Genomic DNA, 16251 nt, shown 5'->3' with positions numbered 1-16251 from the left:
TACCCCGGGAGATCTCCTGGCCTCTCCGGACGATCCGGAGAACAGCGGCAGTGATGTTGCTGGATGGGCCCGGAGAAGTCAGCAGCGGTCATAGTAGCGGGCGCAAGCCGGCGAAGGACCAAATTCGGTACCCAAGGAGCAAGACTGGGCACATTCGATGGGTGTGGAGCGGCAGCAAGGTAGCGGGAAGCAGCAGGACTTCTTCGATGAAGCCCTGAAGGCATCGCTTGGCCACGACGTCACCGGCAAAGGCGGAACTGGCGCTGGGACGATCGAGGAGCGGCAATCACCCACGGCATGGGCCGAGCCCCTCGCCTTGACGCGTTACGTGATGGAGGAGGTGGCCAGCTCGGCCAACCTGAACCAAGCCTACAAGCGGGTGAAAGCGAACAAGGGGGCGCCGGGCGTGGACGGGATGACCGTCCCCGACCTGCGTGACTGGATTGCAGGAAACCGTGAGAGGCTGATCGCCTCGTTACTCGACGGTACTTACCGTCCAAGCCCGTGCGCGGAGTTGAAATTCCCAAACCCGGCGGGAAAGGAGTGCGCCAGCTGGGCATTCCGACGGCTGTCGACCGGCTGGTACAACAGGCGATACTGCAAGTCCTGGATCCCGTCCTTGATCCGACATTCTCGGCATCGAGTTTTGGGTTCCGCCCCGGACGCGGCGCACACGATGCGCTGCGTCAGGCCCGGACTATGTGCGGGACGGCTATGCGATCGTCGTAGACCTCGACCTGGAGAAATTCTTTGATCGGGTGAACCACGACATCGTCATGGCCCGTCTGGCCCGGCACATCGCCGACCCACGCCTGCTCGTCATCATCCGCCGGTTTCTACAGGCCGGGATGCTGTCGGGTGGTGTGCACGTCGAACGGCAGGAGGGGACCCCGCAAGGCGGCCCTCTCTCGCCGCTGATCGCTAACCTCATTCTGGATGACCTCGACAAGGAGCTCGAACGCCGGGGCCACCGGTTCTGCCGCTACGCCGACGACTGTAACATCTATGTACGGTCACAGGCAGCGGGGGAGCGCGTCATGGCTTCGGTTACCGCCTTGCTGGAAGGCAAGCTCCGACTCCGCGTCAATCAGGCCAAGAGCGCGGTTGCACACGTCCGGGAACGTACCTTCCTCGGCCACCGTCTGACAGCGGGAGGCTTTTTGAGCATAGCGAACAAAAGTCTCACGCGGCTGAAGGAGCGGCTCAGGGCGATTACGCGCCGCAACCGAGGCATCAGCCTCGCGGCGATGATCGCACAGACCAATGCCTTCACTACAGGGTGGGTCACCTACTACCGACACGCCCGGGCTCAGACGGTTTTGCGCGAGATCGACAGCTGGCTCCGGCGCAAGCTTCGCTGCGTCCGGCTCAAACAGTGCAAGCGCACCATGACGATCGCCACTTTCTTAAGGGAAAACGGCGTCCCAGAATGGCAGGCTTGGATCTTCGCGCTCTCGGGAAAGGGCTGGTGGCGCCTGTCGGGCAGCCCTCAGGCCGCCCACGGCATGCCCAACGCATGGTTCGATCAGGCAGGTCTCTCAAGCCTCGCTCTCCAACATGCCGCCTTAAACCGTACCGGAAACCGCCGTGATACGCAGTACGTACGTCCGGTGGTGTGAGAGGGGGGCGCCGTGAGGCGCCCCCCTACTCGATTTGTGCGCAGCAGATGAGCCCATCAGGGCTTCGCGTCTCTCGCTTCGCGCAGGATCTCGAAGGCTTCCTTGATGACATAGACGCCGATGGCCAGGCCGACGGCTAGATCGAAGGCGACGATGCCGGTCGCCCAGACCAGCGCGCCCGAAACAAGGACGGCGGCGTTGGCGATGACGTCGGCGCGGGTGAAGATCCAGGCGGCGCGCATGTGGACTTCGGCGCTGCGCTGGCGCGCGAGCAGGCGCAGGACATAGGCGTTCACCGCCAGGGCCATGAGGCCGATTGCCATCATCCACAGGCCGCCCGGCTCGGCGCCGGCAAAGGCCCGGCGCACAGTTTCGAGCACCACGCCCACGCCGACGAGAAAGAGGAGGGCGCCGCTCCACGTCGCCGCGCCCTTCTTGAAGCGGGCGCTGCGGGTGAGGGCGAGTAGGGCCACGGCGTAGACCGAGGCGTCGGTGGCCATGTCGAGGCCGTCGGCGAGCAGGCTCGCCGAATCGGCGTGGAGACCTGCAGCGGTCTCGACCACGAACATGACCGCGTTTAGCCCCAGCGCCACGACGAGGGCACGGCGCTGGGAGGTGGTTTCGAGGCCCGTCGGGCGGCATCCGCAATCGCTCATCCAGGCAGGGTAGCGCGGGGGCTGCGCGCAGCCAAGCTCAGGCCCAGTAGGCGATGAAGCGCAGTTCCACCGAGCTGCGAGGCCGCGTGCCGGGCGGGGCGAGCGGGTTGTCGAAGGCGACATGGGGCACGCAGGTTGCCGCCTCGGTATCGCTGTCGAAGGTCTTGAAGAGAAGCGCTTCGCCCGGCTGCATGTCGGGGAACCAGACCCATTCGTGCCGGGGCGCGTGGGCCAGGACGAAGCTTTCCATGGTCCACAGGTCCTCACCGTCCCGGTCGAATACGGCGTCGGCCAGGATCAGGTCCTCACGTGCGAACGAGCGGGCATCGCACAGCGCCAGCGGCACGTCCTGCGGCGGGGGCGAGGTGACGCACCACAGGTTGTAGTGCGCACTGCGGCGGTAGTGGCCGAGGTCGTTCGGGCAGGAGCGTGTGGAGAAGGCGAGGGCGGTGGTGTCCGAGACGTCGACATGGGCAAAACGCGCGGGGCGTGAGTTGTCGAGCTGGCCTGAAAGGTCCGAGCGTTCGCCGAAGCGGTGGACCGGAGGGGCGGTCGCCACCACGCGGTCAGCGCCGCACAGATCGCGGATCAGCGCGCAGGCGGCGTCGGTTGCAGGCTCGAGATGGCCACTGGTGCCGGGTGACATAACAACCGAGACAATTTGGTACCCATTGCAATCCAGCGTGGATTCGCGCGTGCGACCATCGTGGATCGTCATGGATTCGGGGGCTATGCGAACGGTGTCTCGGGTGTGGTCGTTGGCCCGGTAGAGCATGCGCTCTGCGTTCCGGGCGGCATAGTTGATGGTGCCTACAAGTTCGGTCATCCCTCTCAAGTCCTTCTTTGATTGTTATTTTTTGCGATTTCTTTGGTGCTTGTGTGGGCCTTGCGCGGTTTCCCTATAGGTGATCTGGGCAACTGTATCTCTTTCAAAAAAGTCGCCTCCGAGCCTCTCCGGGCTTGCCTTCCACATATTGTATGCCATACAAACAACATGTCGCACAACGCGACGGCATGAAAGGCGCACGGAGACGCATAATCCCCGGCGCTGGTTCAGGAGAGGGCCAATATGCAGATCACTTCCAGATCAGGGCTGCGCTGTGCGTTGCTCGCAACCGCTTCGGCGGCCACGCTTTTCACAGCTACCGGCGCGCGGGCGCAGGACACCGCGGAGACGACTTCGGAGCCGCAGCAGCAGACCACCAATGATGCCGCCATGCGCGAGATCATCGTGACCGCGCAGTTCCGCTCGCAGAAACTGCAGGACACGCCGCTTTCGATCACCGCAGTCGACGCCGCGCTCCTTGAGGCGCGCAACCAGACTGATCTTTCGCAGGTCGCCGGTCAGGCGCCGAACGTGCAGCTGACCGAAATGGGCGGCGCTTTCGGCTCCTCGATGGCTGTCTATATCCGCGGCATTGGCCAGTATGACTTCAACCCCGCCTATGAGCCGGGCGTGGGCATGTACATCGACGATGTCTACTACGCGACGCTGACCGGCAACATCATGGACCTGCTCGACCTGGAGCGTGTCGAGATCCTGCGCGGGCCGCAGGGCACTCTGACCGGCCGCAACTCGATCGGCGGCGCGATCAAGATGTTCTCGGTCAAGCCCGAGCCCGGAAGCAGCGGCAAGGTGGACGTGGTCTACGGTGCGCGTGAACGCATCGACCTTCGCGCCAGCATGAACTTCGCGCTGACCGACAATCTCTATGCGCGTGTCGCGGGTGTCTACAAGCACCAGAACGGCTACGTCGACCAGCTCGACTATGGCTGCGTGAACCCGGACAACGAACTGGGCATCACCGGCAATCCCTCGACCCCCGCCAACTGCGTCGTCGACAAGCTGGGCGAGCGCAACTACGCAGGCGTGCGCGGATCGCTGCGCTTCAACCCGACCGACAGTTTCGACTGGATCGTGACCGGTGACTACACCTGGGAGAACCGCACAGCGGCCGCCGGTGTCATCACCGAGAACAACACCGACCTGACCGGCGCGGACTTCCGCTGCGGCAGGTTCTGCACGTACGCCAGCTGGTACCTGCCCGCCGGCGGCCAGGCGGGCCAAGCCTACTACATGCCCAACTCGGTCAAGTTCTGGGGCTGGGGCGTGTCGAGCGACATGTCGGTGAACCTTTCGGACTCGATCAACGTCAAGTCGATCACCGCCTACCGCGAATACCAGCAGACCTATGGCACGGACGACGATTACACGCCCAACCCGAACATCGGCGGCGGCGGTTTCAACGACCTGACCTTCCGCTTCTTCAGCCAGGAACTGCGCGTCAACGCGGAACTGGGTGATTTCGCGGACCTGACCGTGGGCGGCTACTACAGCGACCAGAAGTCGGTCTACTTCACCCGCCAGGACATCCGCTACATCGGCATGGGCAATCCGGCGCTGTTCCTGCAGTTCCAGGGCGATGACCCGGTCCGTGCCGACAGCAAGGCGGTGTTCGGGACCGTCATCCTGCACCCGACGCCCAACCTCAACGTCACCGGTGGTCTGCGCTACACCAAGGAGCACAAGGACTACACCTTTGTGCGCAAGGCCTGGGACGGCGGCCCGCTGGTCGACATCTTCGGCGTGGGGGCGCTCGATGGCACTGTCGCCGTCTACGATGGCGACCGGATCGACTACCGCATCTCGGTCGACTACCGCTTCAGCGACGAGGTCCTCGCCTACGCCACGGTCAGCACGGGCTTCAAGGGCGGCGGCGTAACCGCGCGTCCCTTTACCCAGTCCCAGGCCGTCAACGGCACCTTCGATCCCGAAACGCTGACCGCCTATGAGGTGGGTGTAAAGACCGACCTCCTTGGCCGTACGCTGCGCATGAACCTTTCGGGTTTCTACAACGATTACAAGAATATGCAGCTGCCAATTGCGGACTGCGCCATCCTCGACGGTTTCCCGCCGGGTGAGGATCCGTTCCCCTGCGCGGCCATCAGCAACGCGGGCGACGGCGAAATGTACGGCGTCGAGTTCGAACTCCAGGCGAGCCCGATCTACGGCCTCGACATCGACGCCACCGTCAGCTGGATCGAAGGCAACTGGAAGCGTATCGGCCCCATGGTCGGCAACAACATCCGCCTCGAGGATCCGCTCACCACGCCCAACTGGCGCGGTAGCTTCGGCATCCAGTACCGCGGCGAACTGGGCGACAATGCAGGCACGATCACGCCCCGCTTCGACATCGCCTACACCGGCAAGCAGGGCATGGGCCGCCTTCCGGGCAGCAGTGAGCTGGACTTCAACCCGGCCCGCGCCATCGCCAATGCGCGTCTGACCTGGCGCAACGCGGACGAGGACCTGGCGATCTCGTTCGAGGTCCAGAACCTCTTCGACAAGTACTACTATCTGCCGATCCGCTTCGCCGCGCTCTACGCCAGCGCGGGCACGACCTACTCCAACGTGGGCCGCCCGCGCGAGTGGGCCTTCACCGTGCAGAAGAAGTTCTGACGATCCGAACCCCTCGCGGCGGGGCAGGCCCCCGGGCCTGTCCCGCCGCACCCATTTCGATACGATAGACGCACGGGGGAGAGACGCGATGGCCGAGGTCACGCTTTACCACTGGGAGCCCAACGCCAACTCGGGCAAGCCGATGCTGGCGCTGATGGAAAAGGGCGTTCCCTTCGACAGCCACTACATCGACATGCTGAACTTCGATCAGCACCGCCCGGAATACCTGGCGATCAACCCGCAGGGGACGATCCCGGCGATGACCCATGGCGACAAGGTTCTCGTCGAGAGCACCGCGATCATGGAATACGTGAACGAGTGCTTCGAGGGCCCCGACCTGATGCCCGCCGATGCGCGTGATCGCTGGCGCGTGCGCTGGTGGATGAAGTTCATGGACCAGTGGCTCGCCCCCAGCTTCTCGATGATCGGCTGGTCGGTCTTCATCGGTCCCGTCGTGCGCCAGCGCGACCCGGCCGAACTCGAAGCCGCGATTGAGCGCATTCCCATGCCCGAACGCCGCGTCTCCTGGCGCAAGGCCATCTACGGGACGTTCTCCGAGGCCGAGATCGCCGAGAGCCAGCGCCGCGTGGCGATGGGCATCGCGATGCTGGAGAAGGAACTGGGCAAGCGCGAATGGCTTGGCAGCGACAGCTACTCGCTTGCCGATATCAACGGCTTCAACCTGGCTTACGCCATTCCGCTAAGCCAGCCCGAGCTCTCCAACGACGAGCTTACCCCCAATCTCCTGCGCTGGCTGCGCGCGATCTATGCGCGCAAGGCGGTGAAGGACTGCTGGGCGCTGGGGCGCACCGACATGGTGAAGCGCGTGACCATTCTCGAACAGGAGCGCATCTGATGGCGACGATCCTCTATCACGGTGAGCCCAACGGGCCCTCGCTGGCGGTGCTCGCCGCCATGGCCGAGACAGGTGCCGACACGGCACTCGATATCGCGTGTCATGCCATCGATCTTCTGGGCGGCAAGCGGCATACGCTGCCCGGTGTCACCGAGCCACTCGCCCGCGACATGGGCGTGGAAGGCGAGGGACCTGTCCTCGTGATCGACGGAGAGGCGATGACCGAGTCCGTCTTTCTGGCCCAGTTCTTCGACGAGGTCGGGGGCGGCACCTCGCTCCAGCCCGAAGATGCCTATGCGCACTGGGAAATGATGATGTGGTGCCGCCAGATCACCGAGCGGCTGTCCCCCGCGGCGTCCCTGCTGGGCAATCTGGCCACCTCGCACCAGCGTCTCGAGGCGCTGAGCGAGGATGCCTTCGCCGCCCAGGTGGAACCCATCGTGAGCGCCGACCTCAAGGTGCGCTGGGACCTGGTGCGCGACGGCGAAGCCGACGACGCGCAGCTCAAGGACTGCGAGGCCAAGGTCATGCAGGCCGTCGAACGCTGCGAAAAGCAGCTTGCCGATGGCCGGGAATGGCTGATGGGCGCGCTGACCATTGCCGACTTCGAGACCTTCGCCTGGCTGGTCGGCATGGAGCCGATCGTTCCCGAGGCCTTCAAGGGCAAGAGCGAGACCCAGGCCTGGATGAAGCGCGTGAAGGCGCGCCCGAGCGTTCAGGCGGCTCTGGCCAGGGCCACGAGCGAGGCGCCGGAGCGCAGCTGGGCGCCCGGGCCGGAAATCAACCGCTGGGGCTGAGCCCGGGCACGAAACGAAGACACGATGAGAGAAGGTTCCTGGTCCCACCTGCCGGCACAAGGCGCGGGGGACACCGGAACGCACGAGAGGATTGGGTTTGGACATGATCAGGCTGACGGGCGCGCAGGGCAATTCGCAGGCAAGGCAAGGTCGCGTGCGGGCCCGGCGCGGCTGGCTGGCCGGGCTTGCGATGTCCGGCGCCCTGATTCTTGCCGGCTGCACGGCAAGTGCGGACGGCAGTGGCGAAGCCGGCGTCGATGGCCAGCTCATCGCACAGGGCGTGGACAGCGAGTGGCTGAGCTATGGGCGCACCTACGATGAGCAGCGCTACTCCCCGCTCGACCAGATCAATCGGGAGACCGTGGGCAAGCTGGGGCTGGCCTGGTCGCAGGACCTCGACACCTCGCGCGGGCAGGAGTCGACCCCGCTCGTCATTGACGGGGTGATCTACATCACCACCGCCTGGTCCAAGGTGCGCGCCTATGATGCGAAGACAGGCAAGCAGCTGTGGGGCTACGACCCCGAGGTGCCCGGCTCGGCAGGCGTGAAGGGATGCTGCGACGTCGTCAACCGCGGTCTCGCGGCCTGGGGGGGCAAGCTCTATCTGGGCACCTTCGACGGGCGCCTTGTCGCGCTTGACCGCAAGACCGGCAAGCCGCTGTGGATCAAGGAGACGGTCGATCCCACCAAGCCCTACACCATCACCGGCGCGCCGCGCGTGGTGAAGGGCAAGGTCGTGATCGGCAATGGCGGGGCCGAAATGGGCGTGCGCGGCTACGTGACGGCCTATGATGCCGAGACCGGCGAGCAGGCCTGGCGCTTCTACACGGTGCCCGATGCGCCGGGGAAGAACGAGGCCAAGTACCTCAAGGACGCGGAAAAGACCTGGCACGGTGAGTACTGGGCCGAGGGTGGCGGTGGTACGGCCTGGGATTCGATGGCCTACGATCCCGAACTGGACCTCCTTTACATTGGCGTGGGCAACGGCTCTCCCTGGAACCAGGGCATTCGTTCGGAAGGCAAGGGGGACAACCTCTACCTCTCCTCGATCGTCGCCATCCGTCCCGAGACCGGCGAATACGTCTGGCACTTCCAGACGACGCCGGGCGAAACCTGGGACTTCACCGCGACGCAGAGCATCATCCTCGCCGACCTCGAAATCGAGGGCAAGCCGCGCAAGGTGCTGATGCAGGCGCCCAAGAACGGCTTCTTCTACGTGATCGACCGCGAGACGGGCCAGTTCATCTCGGGCAAGAACTTCGTGCCGGTGAACTGGGCCACGGGTCTCGATCCCAAGACGGGCCGCCCGATCGAGAACCCCGAGGCGCGCTACTACAAGACGGGCAAGATGTTCATCGGATCGCCGGGGGCTGGCGGCGCGCACTCGTGGCACCCGATGGCTTACAGCCCCAAGGACAAGCTGGTCTACATTCCTGCCCAGCTCGCCTCCTTGCCGTATTTCCCCGACAAGGACTGGAAGGCCAAGCCCAAGGGCTTCAACACCGGCGTCGACATGTCGGCAGGCGCGATGCCGGCCGATCCGGCGGTGCGCAAGGCGGCGGCCGATGCCACCAAGGGCGAATTGATTGCCTGGGACCCGGTCGCGCAGAAGGCGCGCTGGAAGGTCACGTTGCCCAGCGTCAACAACGGCGGCGTACTGGCGACAGGCGGCGGCCTCGTCTTCCAGGGCAACATGAAAAGCAATCTCGTTGCCTATGCGTCGGACACGGGCAAGGAGCTGTGGTCCTATCCGGTCCAGACCGGGGTTGTCGCGCCCCCGATCACCTACGAGATCGACGGCACGCAGTACGTGGCTCTGGTCGCGGGCTGGGGCGGGATCTGGGCGCTGGCGCCGGGCATCCTTTCGCAGGATGGCGGGCCGGTGCGCAATGTGAGCCGCCTGCTCGTCTTCAAGCTCGATGGCAAGGCGAAGCTTTCGGAGCCGCTGACGCTCGATGAACTGCCGCTCGACCCGCCGCCGTTCGCCGGGACCAAGGAGCAGGTCGCGCGCGGTGGCTACCGCTTCGGACGCTTCTGCTCCACCTGCCACGGCGATGCGGCCATCGGCGGCGGCGTGCTGCCCGACCTTCGCCGCTCGGGCTTCGTCCAGGACCATGACGCCTTCCAGCAGGTGGTCCATGACGGGGCGCTTGAGGACCTGGGCATGGTCAGCTTCGCCGACACTCTGACGCCGGAGGAAGTGGAGGACGTGCGCCAGTACATCATCCACCGCGCCAACGAGGACAAGGCGCTCGAGGCCAAGTCGGGCAAGGCGCCAAAGGCCGCGCCCAGTGTCCCGGCCAGCGAGGCCACCAAAGCGGCGGCGCAGATCGTGAAGGACCAGCAGGCGACGGGCCGCCGTCCGTGACGCTCGATCTCGCGCGGCTTGCCGCCATCGACGTTCACGTGCACGCCGAGGTATCCTGCCACGATCCGGAAGACCCGGTGATGGCGCAGTTCTTCGACGCGGCGTCGGCCTATTTCAAGGCACCGCGCGAACGCCCGAAGATGCCCGAGATCGCACAGATCTACCGGGAGCAGAACATCGCCTTCTGCCTCTTCACGGTCGATTGCGAGAGCGGGGTGGGGGCAAAGCGGGTTTCGAACTACGAGGTGGCTGAGTTTGCCGCAGCGAATTCCGACGTGTGCATTCCCTTCGCCTCGATCGACCCGCGCAAAGGGAAAATGGGCGCGCGGGAGGCCCGCGACCTTATTGAGAACCATGGCGTGCGGGGCTTCAAGTTCCACGCGATCATGCAGGACTGCCACCCGGCCGACCGGGTCGGCTATCCCATCTACGAAGTCATCGCCGAGTACGGTCTGCCCGCCATCTTCCACACCGGCCATTCGGGCATGGGCACCGGCATGCGCGGCGGCGGGGGGCTGCGCCTGAAATATGGGCGCCCGATGCTGGTCGACGATGTCGCGGTGGACTTCCCCGACATGAAGATCATTCTGGCCCATCCCAGCTGGCCCTGGGTGGATGAGAGCCTGTCGATGGCGCTCCACAAGGAGAACGTCTTCATAGACCTCTCGGGCTGGAGCCCCAAGTACTTCCCGCCACAGATCGTGCGCTACGCGAATGGGCAGCTCAAACACAAGATGATGTTCGGCTCCGACTTTCCGCTGATCCGCCCGGACAAGTGGATCGAGGCGGCGAGGGGCATCGGCTTCAAGGACGAGGTCATGCCGGGCATCATGAAGGACAACGCAGCGCGGGTTCTGGGGCTCGCGGGCTGAGACGGCAAAAAGGCAGGGCTCATGAATTTTACCGGCAAGCACATCATCGTCACCGGCGCGTCGAGCGGGATCGGGGCCGCCACCGCGAAGGCGATCGCCGCGCGCGGCGGGGCGGTCACGCTGATGGCGCGCCGAGCCGAACGGCTGGAGGCTCTGGCCGCCGAGCTGGGCGAGGGCGCGCGCTGGTTCGCGGTCGACGTCAGTGATGGAGCCGCGCAGGCGGCCGCGCTGGATGCCGCCGTGGAGGCGGGCGGGCCGATTGACGGGCTGTTTCTCAATGCTGGAACGGGTGGTTCCTTCGCGGCAGTGGAGGACTATGGCGAGGAGGCGTTCGCGCAGGTTCTCAACGTCAACCTGACGGCCCCCTATCGCGCCATCGCGCAGGTGCTGCCAGCGATGAAAGCACGTGGACGCGGCGCGATCCTGGTAACGGGCAGCCTTGCGAGCGAACGCGGCATGGCGAACAACGTGGCGTACGTGGCTTCCAAGCACGCGGTGCTGGGGCTTGCGCGCGCGGTCGCGCTGGAAGCGGCGCCCCACGGCGTTCGCTGCAATTGCGTGGTGCCCGGTTTCATCGATACCGAGATGTTCGCCGCGCTCCCGCCCGACGCGCTGGAGCAGATCGCCGCGCGCGTGCCGCAGGGGCGCACGGGAAGCGCCGACGAACTGGGCGCGGTGGCCGCGTTCCTGCTCTCGGACGCGGCCTCGCACGTGACCGGGCAGAGCCTTGCAGTCGATGGCGGGGTGCTGGGTACGCTTTCTGTTTAAGGAAGGCAGAAGAATGAAACCGAGGGCCATCGCCCTCGGGCTCCCAAACCTGTCGAGCTAACCTCTAACAAAGAGCGGCGAGGTCACCCATTCCGGGGTCTAGGGGCGATGGCCCCTTGAATCAGTCGCTTGTCTCTCTTCAATCCTCGAAGAAGTTGAGCTCCAGCAGCACTCCGTCGGGATCGTGGACGAAGATCTGGCGCAGGCCGATCGACTGGATCAGGTTGCTCTCATAGGTGAGCCCCCGGTCTTCCAGGCGATCGCGGATGTCGTCGAAGCCTTCGCAGCGCAGCGCAATGTGGTGCAGCGCGCCGGTCGGGCCCTTCGCCATGTCGCGGTCCATCGCGCGCGGCGCGGATTTCGCGTTGAGATGGATGATCGGCCGCTCCTCGTGATCGTAGATCCAGCGCGCGGTTTCGCGGGTGAGCGGGGCGGGCGCAGGGCACGATTCCAGCGAAAGCACATCGCGGTAGAAGGCTTCCGAACGGTCGAGGTCCGCGGCAACCACGCAGAAGTGGTCGAGGGCGACGACGCGGGCTCGCACCCGCGTCTCGAACTGGAGGAAGGGACTGTTCATGCCGTCTTTTCCTCCTCCTTGGCCTCGCCGCCCGGTACGCCGTGCGCCACGCGCCGGTCGTAGTCGGGATCGTCCTCGGGATTGGCGAGGGCGGCCATGACGCGCGCGTGGATGTCTTCCAGCGGCTTGCGAAATTCCGGGTAGGCGAGCACGTAAAGCTGGTTCTCCTCCACGGCCTTCAGGACGTGGTTCGCCAGCGTCTCGGGCTCCATGCCGCATTCGATCACGTTCTTGAGATGCGCGAACATCTCCGGCCCGGCCTGGTAGTAGCCGGTGTCCGCCAGATGCTTGGGGCGGGTCAGCAGCGCTTCGTGAATGTTGGTGTTGACCGCGCCCGGGCACAGCAGCGATACGCCGATGCCATGCTCTTCCAGATCGAGGGCCAGGGTCTCGGTCAGCCCGCGCACCGCCATCTTGGTGGTGCAGTAGATGCCCGTGCCCTTGAGCGCCACGAAGGCCGACATCGAGGCGGTGTTGACCACGTGGCCGCCGTTGCCGCGCTCGATCATGCGCGGCACGAAGGTGCGCACGCCGTTGATCACACCGCGCAGGTTGACGTCGATCTGCCAGTCCCAGTCGTCGTAGGTGGCGTCCTGGATGGCGCCGAAGTGCGAGACCCCGGCGGTGTTGAACAGGAGTTCGACGGGGCCCAGCTTCGCTTCCACCTCGTCGGCGACCTTGGCGTAGGCCTCGCGGTCGGTGATGTCGAGCTTGACCGCCATCACCTCGTAGTTCGCGCCCTTGGCGTTCTCGGCCTCGAACCAGGCCATGGCCTCGTCGAGGTGGTCCTGGCGGATGTCGGCAATGGCGACCTTGCAGCCAGCCCTGGCGAAAACCTTGGCTTGGCCGAGCGCCACGCCCGAACCGCCGCCAGTGATGAACGCGGTGCGTCCCTTTACCTGTGTCATGTCCTCTCCACTCCCTCTTTATTCTCTCAGATGGTGACAGACGCGCTCAGGCGTAGGCGTGGTTCGCCAGGCCCAGCAGGTCGCGCGTCTCGCCCGCGCTCGAGACCTCGGCGCCCATGCGGTCGATGAGGTCGACGGCCCAGCGCACGTGGGCGGCGTTGTCGGGGGCAAGCTGGCCCTTGCGCAGCCAGATCGTGTCCTCGAAGCCGACGCGGACATGCCCGCCCAGAAGCACCGACTGTGCGGCCATCGGGTAGGAATGGCGGCTGACGCCAAAGCCGGTGAAGGCCGCGCCGCGCGGGATCTGGTTGGCTGCGTACATCATCGCCTCGGGGGTGGCGGGCAGGCCGTACTTGGTACCCAGCACGAAGGAGAAGGGGACATTCCTGGGGATCGCGCCCTTGGCCATGAGGTCGTCGGCAAAGACGAAGTCACCGGCTTCGAAGCATTCGATCTCGGGCATGACGCCGGCATCCTGGATCATGTGGCCCATGCGCGTGATCATCGGGTCGAGGTTGATCGCGACGCCGCCCCACAGCTGCATGGTGCAGATGTCGAGGGTGCACATGTCGGGCTTGAGATCGAGGATGTGTTCGAGGCGCCGCTCGGCGGTGAACATCAGCGTGCCTTCGCCGCACACCTTGGGATCTTCCTCGCTCTGCATCCAGGTGCAGCCGGGCCCGGTGGTCACGTTGAGGATGACCTCGCGGTTCTTCTCGCGAATCAGGCCCACGACCTCGCGGTAGTCGTCGAGCGCCTGCGAGGGTTCGCCGGTCTTCCCGTCACGCACGTGGACGTGAATGATCGAGGCACCTGCCTCGGCGGCGGCGAGGGCTTCGGCGGCGACATGGTCGGGGCGGAACGGGAAGTTGGGGTGGTCCGGCATGGGCGAACTGCCGGTAACCGCACACGTAATGTAGACCTTCTTGGCCAATTTGGATCTCCTCTCACCTTGCATGCCCGTTTGATTTCGGGTTCACTCTGGCAAAACTACAAGATCGAGGCTGGCGGAATAGTTCAGCACATATCCTATCACGCCCGGTAACAGGTACCGGGAGTGACAGGTCGGAGAGAGAGAAGGGGAAGAGAGATGTCCCATCGCAAGGAACTTTCGCGATTCCTGAAAGCGGCCCGGGCCCGGCTGACACCGTCCGAAGTGGGCCTTCCCGAAGGTGAACGACGCCGTGCAAAGGGTCTGCGGCGCGAAGAAGTCGCCGCGCTCGCGGGCATGAGTGTCACCTGGTACACCTGGTTCGAACAGGGCCGTGAGATCCAGCTGTCCGCGCCCATGATCGAGCGACTGGGACGCACCTTGCGGCTTTCCGATACCGAGCGTGACTACCTGTTCGGCCTTGCGCAGCATCGCCCGCCGCCGCTCGCCTCCAGGCTGGACGAGGACATTCGTCCGGCGACGCGCCACCTGCTCGATACCCTTGGCATGCCCGCGCTGGTGATTGTTGCGGACTGGACCGTGGTGGGCTGGAACCGGATGGTGACGGCAGCCTTTCGTGACTACGCGGACATGCCGCGCGGCGAGCGCAACCTGTTCAAGATCCTGATGCTGGGCGAACGCTACCAGCGCCATCCGGAAAGCTTCCGCGCAATGGCCTCGCGCCTGACCGCGCGGTTGAAGTGGGACTACAGCCAGGCTGGCACGCCCGAGGCCTTTGATGAACTCATCGCGGAAATGACCGAGAAGTCGGAACATTTCCGCGAGTTCTGGGAGTGCAGCGCGATCCAGGCCCACTTCGGCGGCGAGAACAACGCGCGCGTGCCCGAAGTGGGCAAGATCTCCTTTACGCACAGCTCCTATGGCATCGAGGAAGCGCCCGGCCAGCGCCTGATCCTCTTTGCACCCAAGGGTGAGGAAGACGCCCGCAAGCTGGAAAAGCTGCGCGAACTCAGGCCCGAACTGGTGGCTCTGTAACCGCGGGCGCGTTGCCGGTGACCTTGGCTCCGGCATCGGCAGGAAGGCGCAGGAACAGAAAGACCGACAGGGTTCCGATGCCCGAAAGCGCAAGCAGTGCGACGCGGTAGGGCAGGGGATCGGAGGCAAGCCCGTCGCCGAGCGGAAGGTTGAGGAATAGCGCGCCGAGCGAAATGCCCGCGGCAGCCGATAGCGCGTTGCCGATGGCGTTGAGGACATTGGCGCCGGGCAGTTCGTCGGCCTCGACATCCGCAAAGGCGAGGCTGACCATGCCGGTGAAGGGGACCGAACGGGCCATTCCGATGAGGAACATGGCCAGCGCCATCAGCCAGACCGGCATTGCGACCGTAAACGCGGCGACCGAGGCGCTCGCTGCCATCATCATCGCGGTACCCACGACAAGGCCGCTGCGAAAGCCGACGCGGCGCAGGATGCGACTGATGAAGGGTTTGACCGCCAGGTCGCCGAGGTTGTTGGCGAGCAGCAGGACACCGGCCATTCCTGGTGACAGCCCGAAAGCCAGCTGGAAATAGAGCGGCAGGACGAGGGCAAGGCCCATGTGGGGAATGCGCATGAGCATGCCCGCGCCATAGGAAATCGCGCGGAAGGTCTGGTGGCGCAGCGCGTCGAGGGGGACCAGCCCATGGCGCATTCGGCGAAGCCAACGGTAGGCCATGACGGCAAGCACGCTGCCTGTACCCATCAGGATGAGGGGCACCGTGGGCGCATCGGGGTGGGCGCCGAGCCGGTCCAGCCCATAGATGAGGAGTGAGAGCGCGGAGGCTATGAGCACGAATCCCACCGCATCGAAACGCAGCCGCTGGGGCGCAAGACGCGGGAGCAGGCGCCGGGCCAGCAGCGCGCCGACCAGCGTGAGCGGCAGATTGATCAGGAAGATCGAAGGCCAACCAAAAGCCTCTGTCAGGAACCCGCCGAGCGGCGGCCCGATGACCGGCGCGATGAGCGCGGGCGTGGTGCTGATCGCCAGCATCTCGACAAGTCGGTGCTTGGGCGTGATGCGCAGCAGGACTAGGTTGCCGACTGGGGTCATGAGGCTGGAGCACAGCGCCTGGAAGGCGCGCGCAGCGACGAAGAAGCCCAGTGTCGGGCTCTGCGAGCACAAGAGCGAAGCGACCCCAAAGCCGAGCACCGAGACGGTGAGCACGCGCCGGGGCCCGAGGCGCAGCGCGACCCAGCTGCTCAGAGGCAGGAACGCGGTCGAGACCATGAGATAGGCGGTGATGCCGATGCCCAGTTCGCTCGCCGCAACGCCAAAGTCACGCGCCATGTCGGGAAGCGCGGTCGCGATGACCGTCGCCTCGAGGATCGAGAGAAACATGACGAAGGCGACAAGGATGGCGGCCGCACGCGGATCGGCGTGCGACGCATCCCTGCCGGGTGCCTCGGGAGCGCGGCGGGTGTCCGCTGGCGCGCTCATATATG

At 65.3% G+C, this 16251-nt stretch carries 15 protein-coding genes; 9 read left to right on the top strand and 6 right to left on the bottom strand.

All coding sequences use genetic code 11. The features are described from left to right. Nucleotides 1–157: 157 nt before the first annotated feature. Together HT578_RS22650 and HT578_RS22390 are read left to right on the top strand one after the other, a co-directional pair. The gene (locus tag HT578_RS22650; protein ID WP_277884193.1) at nt 158–754 is read left to right on the top strand and encodes a reverse transcriptase family protein; all 597 of its coding nucleotides are present in this window, start codon (nt 158–160) and stop codon (nt 752–754) included. Further along, on the top strand, nt 702–1619 hold the full coding sequence (locus tag HT578_RS22390; RefSeq protein ID WP_213502132.1) for a reverse transcriptase domain-containing protein: 918 nt from the start codon (nt 702–704) through the stop codon (nt 1617–1619). The genes HT578_RS22650 and HT578_RS22390 overlap by 53 nt, the downstream gene beginning before the upstream one ends. A gap of 56 nt (nt 1620–1675) precedes the next feature. Here HT578_RS22390 and HT578_RS07645 read toward each other — a convergent pair whose 3' ends face one another. Continuing rightward, the gene (locus HT578_RS07645) at nt 1676–2275 is read right to left on the bottom strand and encodes a cation diffusion facilitator family transporter (protein WP_213503399.1); all 600 of its coding nucleotides are present in this window, start codon (nt 2273–2275) and stop codon (nt 1676–1678) included. 37 nt (nt 2276–2312) lie between these two features. Further along, the gene (locus HT578_RS07640) at nt 2313–3101 is read right to left on the bottom strand and encodes a CmcJ/NvfI family oxidoreductase (protein WP_213503397.1); all 789 of its coding nucleotides are present in this window, start codon (nt 3099–3101) and stop codon (nt 2313–2315) included. 243 nt (nt 3102–3344) lie between these two features. On the opposite strand from HT578_RS07640, the gene HT578_RS07635 reads away from it, so the two are divergent. The 6 genes from HT578_RS07635 (at nt 3345) to HT578_RS07610 (ending at nt 11396) form a co-directional block, all read left to right on the top strand. Next, nucleotides 3345–5735: a TonB-dependent receptor gene (locus HT578_RS07635; protein WP_213503395.1), complete on the top strand. Its 2391-nt coding sequence runs from the start codon at nt 3345–3347 to the stop codon at nt 5733–5735. 88 nt (nt 5736–5823) lie between these two features. Further along, entirely contained in the window at nt 5824–6591 is a 768-nt protein-coding gene (locus HT578_RS07630) for a glutathione S-transferase family protein (protein WP_213503393.1), read from the top strand. Beyond that, nucleotides 6591–7388, top strand: coding sequence for a glutathione S-transferase family protein (locus HT578_RS07625; RefSeq protein WP_213503385.1), 798 nt, complete (start codon nt 6591–6593; stop codon nt 7386–7388). Before HT578_RS07630 ends, HT578_RS07625 begins: the two co-directional genes overlap by 1 nt. Nucleotides 7389–7578: 190 nt before the next feature. Beyond that, nucleotides 7579–9756 (top strand): PQQ-dependent dehydrogenase, methanol/ethanol family, encoded by a 2178-nt coding sequence (locus HT578_RS07620; RefSeq protein WP_213504175.1) that lies wholly within the window; start codon nt 7579–7581, stop codon nt 9754–9756. After that, entirely contained in the window at nt 9753–10628 is an 876-nt protein-coding gene (locus tag HT578_RS07615; protein ID WP_213503383.1) for an amidohydrolase family protein, read from the top strand. The genes HT578_RS07620 and HT578_RS07615 overlap by 4 nt, the downstream gene beginning before the upstream one ends. A gap of 21 nt (nt 10629–10649) precedes the next feature. After that, nucleotides 10650–11396: an SDR family NAD(P)-dependent oxidoreductase gene (locus tag HT578_RS07610; protein ID WP_213503374.1), complete on the top strand. Its 747-nt coding sequence runs from the start codon at nt 10650–10652 to the stop codon at nt 11394–11396. Between the two features lie 139 nt (nt 11397–11535). Here the strand turns inward: HT578_RS07610 and HT578_RS07605 are convergent, their stop codons facing one another. Genes HT578_RS07605 through HT578_RS07595 form a run of 3 tightly spaced genes read right to left on the bottom strand, consistent with a single transcriptional unit; the run spans nt 11536 to nt 13815 of the window. Further along, a complete protein-coding gene (locus HT578_RS07605) occupies nt 11536–11973 on the bottom strand; it encodes a VOC family protein (RefSeq protein ID WP_052322247.1) in 438 nt (145 codons plus the stop codon). Beyond that, nucleotides 11970–12881, bottom strand: a complete 912-nt coding sequence (locus HT578_RS07600; protein ID WP_039391111.1) for an SDR family oxidoreductase — start codon at nt 12879–12881, stop codon at nt 11970–11972. The genes HT578_RS07605 and HT578_RS07600 overlap by 4 nt, the downstream gene beginning before the upstream one ends. Nucleotides 12882–12927: 46 nt before the next feature. After that, a complete protein-coding gene (locus tag HT578_RS07595; protein WP_213503372.1) occupies nt 12928–13815 on the bottom strand; it encodes a beta-keto acid cleavage family enzyme in 888 nt (295 codons plus the stop codon). 156 nt (nt 13816–13971) lie between these two features. Here HT578_RS07595 and HT578_RS07590 point away from each other — a divergent pair, with 156 nt between their 5' ends. Then, nucleotides 13972–14808, top strand: coding sequence for a helix-turn-helix transcriptional regulator (locus tag HT578_RS07590; protein ID WP_213503370.1), 837 nt, complete (start codon nt 13972–13974; stop codon nt 14806–14808). On the opposite strand, the gene HT578_RS07585 is transcribed toward HT578_RS07590, so the two are convergent. After that, nucleotides 14783–16246, bottom strand: coding sequence for an MFS transporter (locus tag HT578_RS07585; protein WP_213503368.1), 1464 nt, complete (start codon nt 16244–16246; stop codon nt 14783–14785). The two genes, HT578_RS07590 and HT578_RS07585, sit on opposite strands and share 26 nt — an antisense overlap. Nucleotides 16247–16251: the final 5 nt, after the last annotated feature.

The sequence above is a fragment of the Novosphingobium decolorationis genome (assembly GCF_018417475.1).
Classification (GTDB): domain Bacteria; phylum Pseudomonadota; class Alphaproteobacteria; order Sphingomonadales; family Sphingomonadaceae; genus Novosphingobium; species Novosphingobium decolorationis.
The sequence above is the reverse complement of the archived record's forward strand: the minus strand, read 5'-3'. Positions and strand labels throughout refer to the sequence as shown.

Excerpts from the sequence above, each read along its gene's own strand:
- HT578_RS22650 (WP_277884193.1), top strand. The coding sequence starts at position 158 with ATGGGTGTGGAGCGGCAGCAAGGTAGCGGGAAGCAGCAGGACTTCTTC.
- HT578_RS07625 (WP_213503385.1), top strand. The coding sequence starts at position 6,591 with ATGGCGACGATCCTCTATCACGGTGAGCCCAACGGGCCCTCGCTGGCG.
- HT578_RS07590 (WP_213503370.1), top strand. The coding sequence starts at position 13,972 with ATGTCCCATCGCAAGGAACTTTCGCGATTCCTGAAAGCGGCCCGGGCC.
- HT578_RS07630 (WP_213503393.1), top strand. The coding sequence starts at position 5,824 with ATGGCCGAGGTCACGCTTTACCACTGGGAGCCCAACGCCAACTCGGGC.
- HT578_RS07635 (WP_213503395.1), top strand. The coding sequence starts at position 3,345 with ATGCAGATCACTTCCAGATCAGGGCTGCGCTGTGCGTTGCTCGCAACC.
- HT578_RS07600 (WP_039391111.1), bottom strand. The coding sequence starts at position 12,881 with ATGACACAGGTAAAGGGACGCACCGCGTTCATCACTGGCGGCGGTTCG.
- HT578_RS07645 (WP_213503399.1), bottom strand. The coding sequence starts at position 2,275 with ATGAGCGATTGCGGATGCCGCCCGACGGGCCTCGAAACCACCTCCCAG.
- HT578_RS07620 (WP_213504175.1), top strand. The coding sequence starts at position 7,579 with ATGTCCGGCGCCCTGATTCTTGCCGGCTGCACGGCAAGTGCGGACGGC.
- HT578_RS07610 (WP_213503374.1), top strand. The coding sequence starts at position 10,650 with ATGAATTTTACCGGCAAGCACATCATCGTCACCGGCGCGTCGAGCGGG.
- HT578_RS07605 (WP_052322247.1), bottom strand. The coding sequence starts at position 11,973 with ATGAACAGTCCCTTCCTCCAGTTCGAGACGCGGGTGCGAGCCCGCGTC.
- HT578_RS07585 (WP_213503368.1), bottom strand. The coding sequence starts at position 16,246 with ATGAGCGCGCCAGCGGACACCCGCCGCGCTCCCGAGGCACCCGGCAGG.
- HT578_RS07640 (WP_213503397.1), bottom strand. The coding sequence starts at position 3,101 with ATGACCGAACTTGTAGGCACCATCAACTATGCCGCCCGGAACGCAGAG.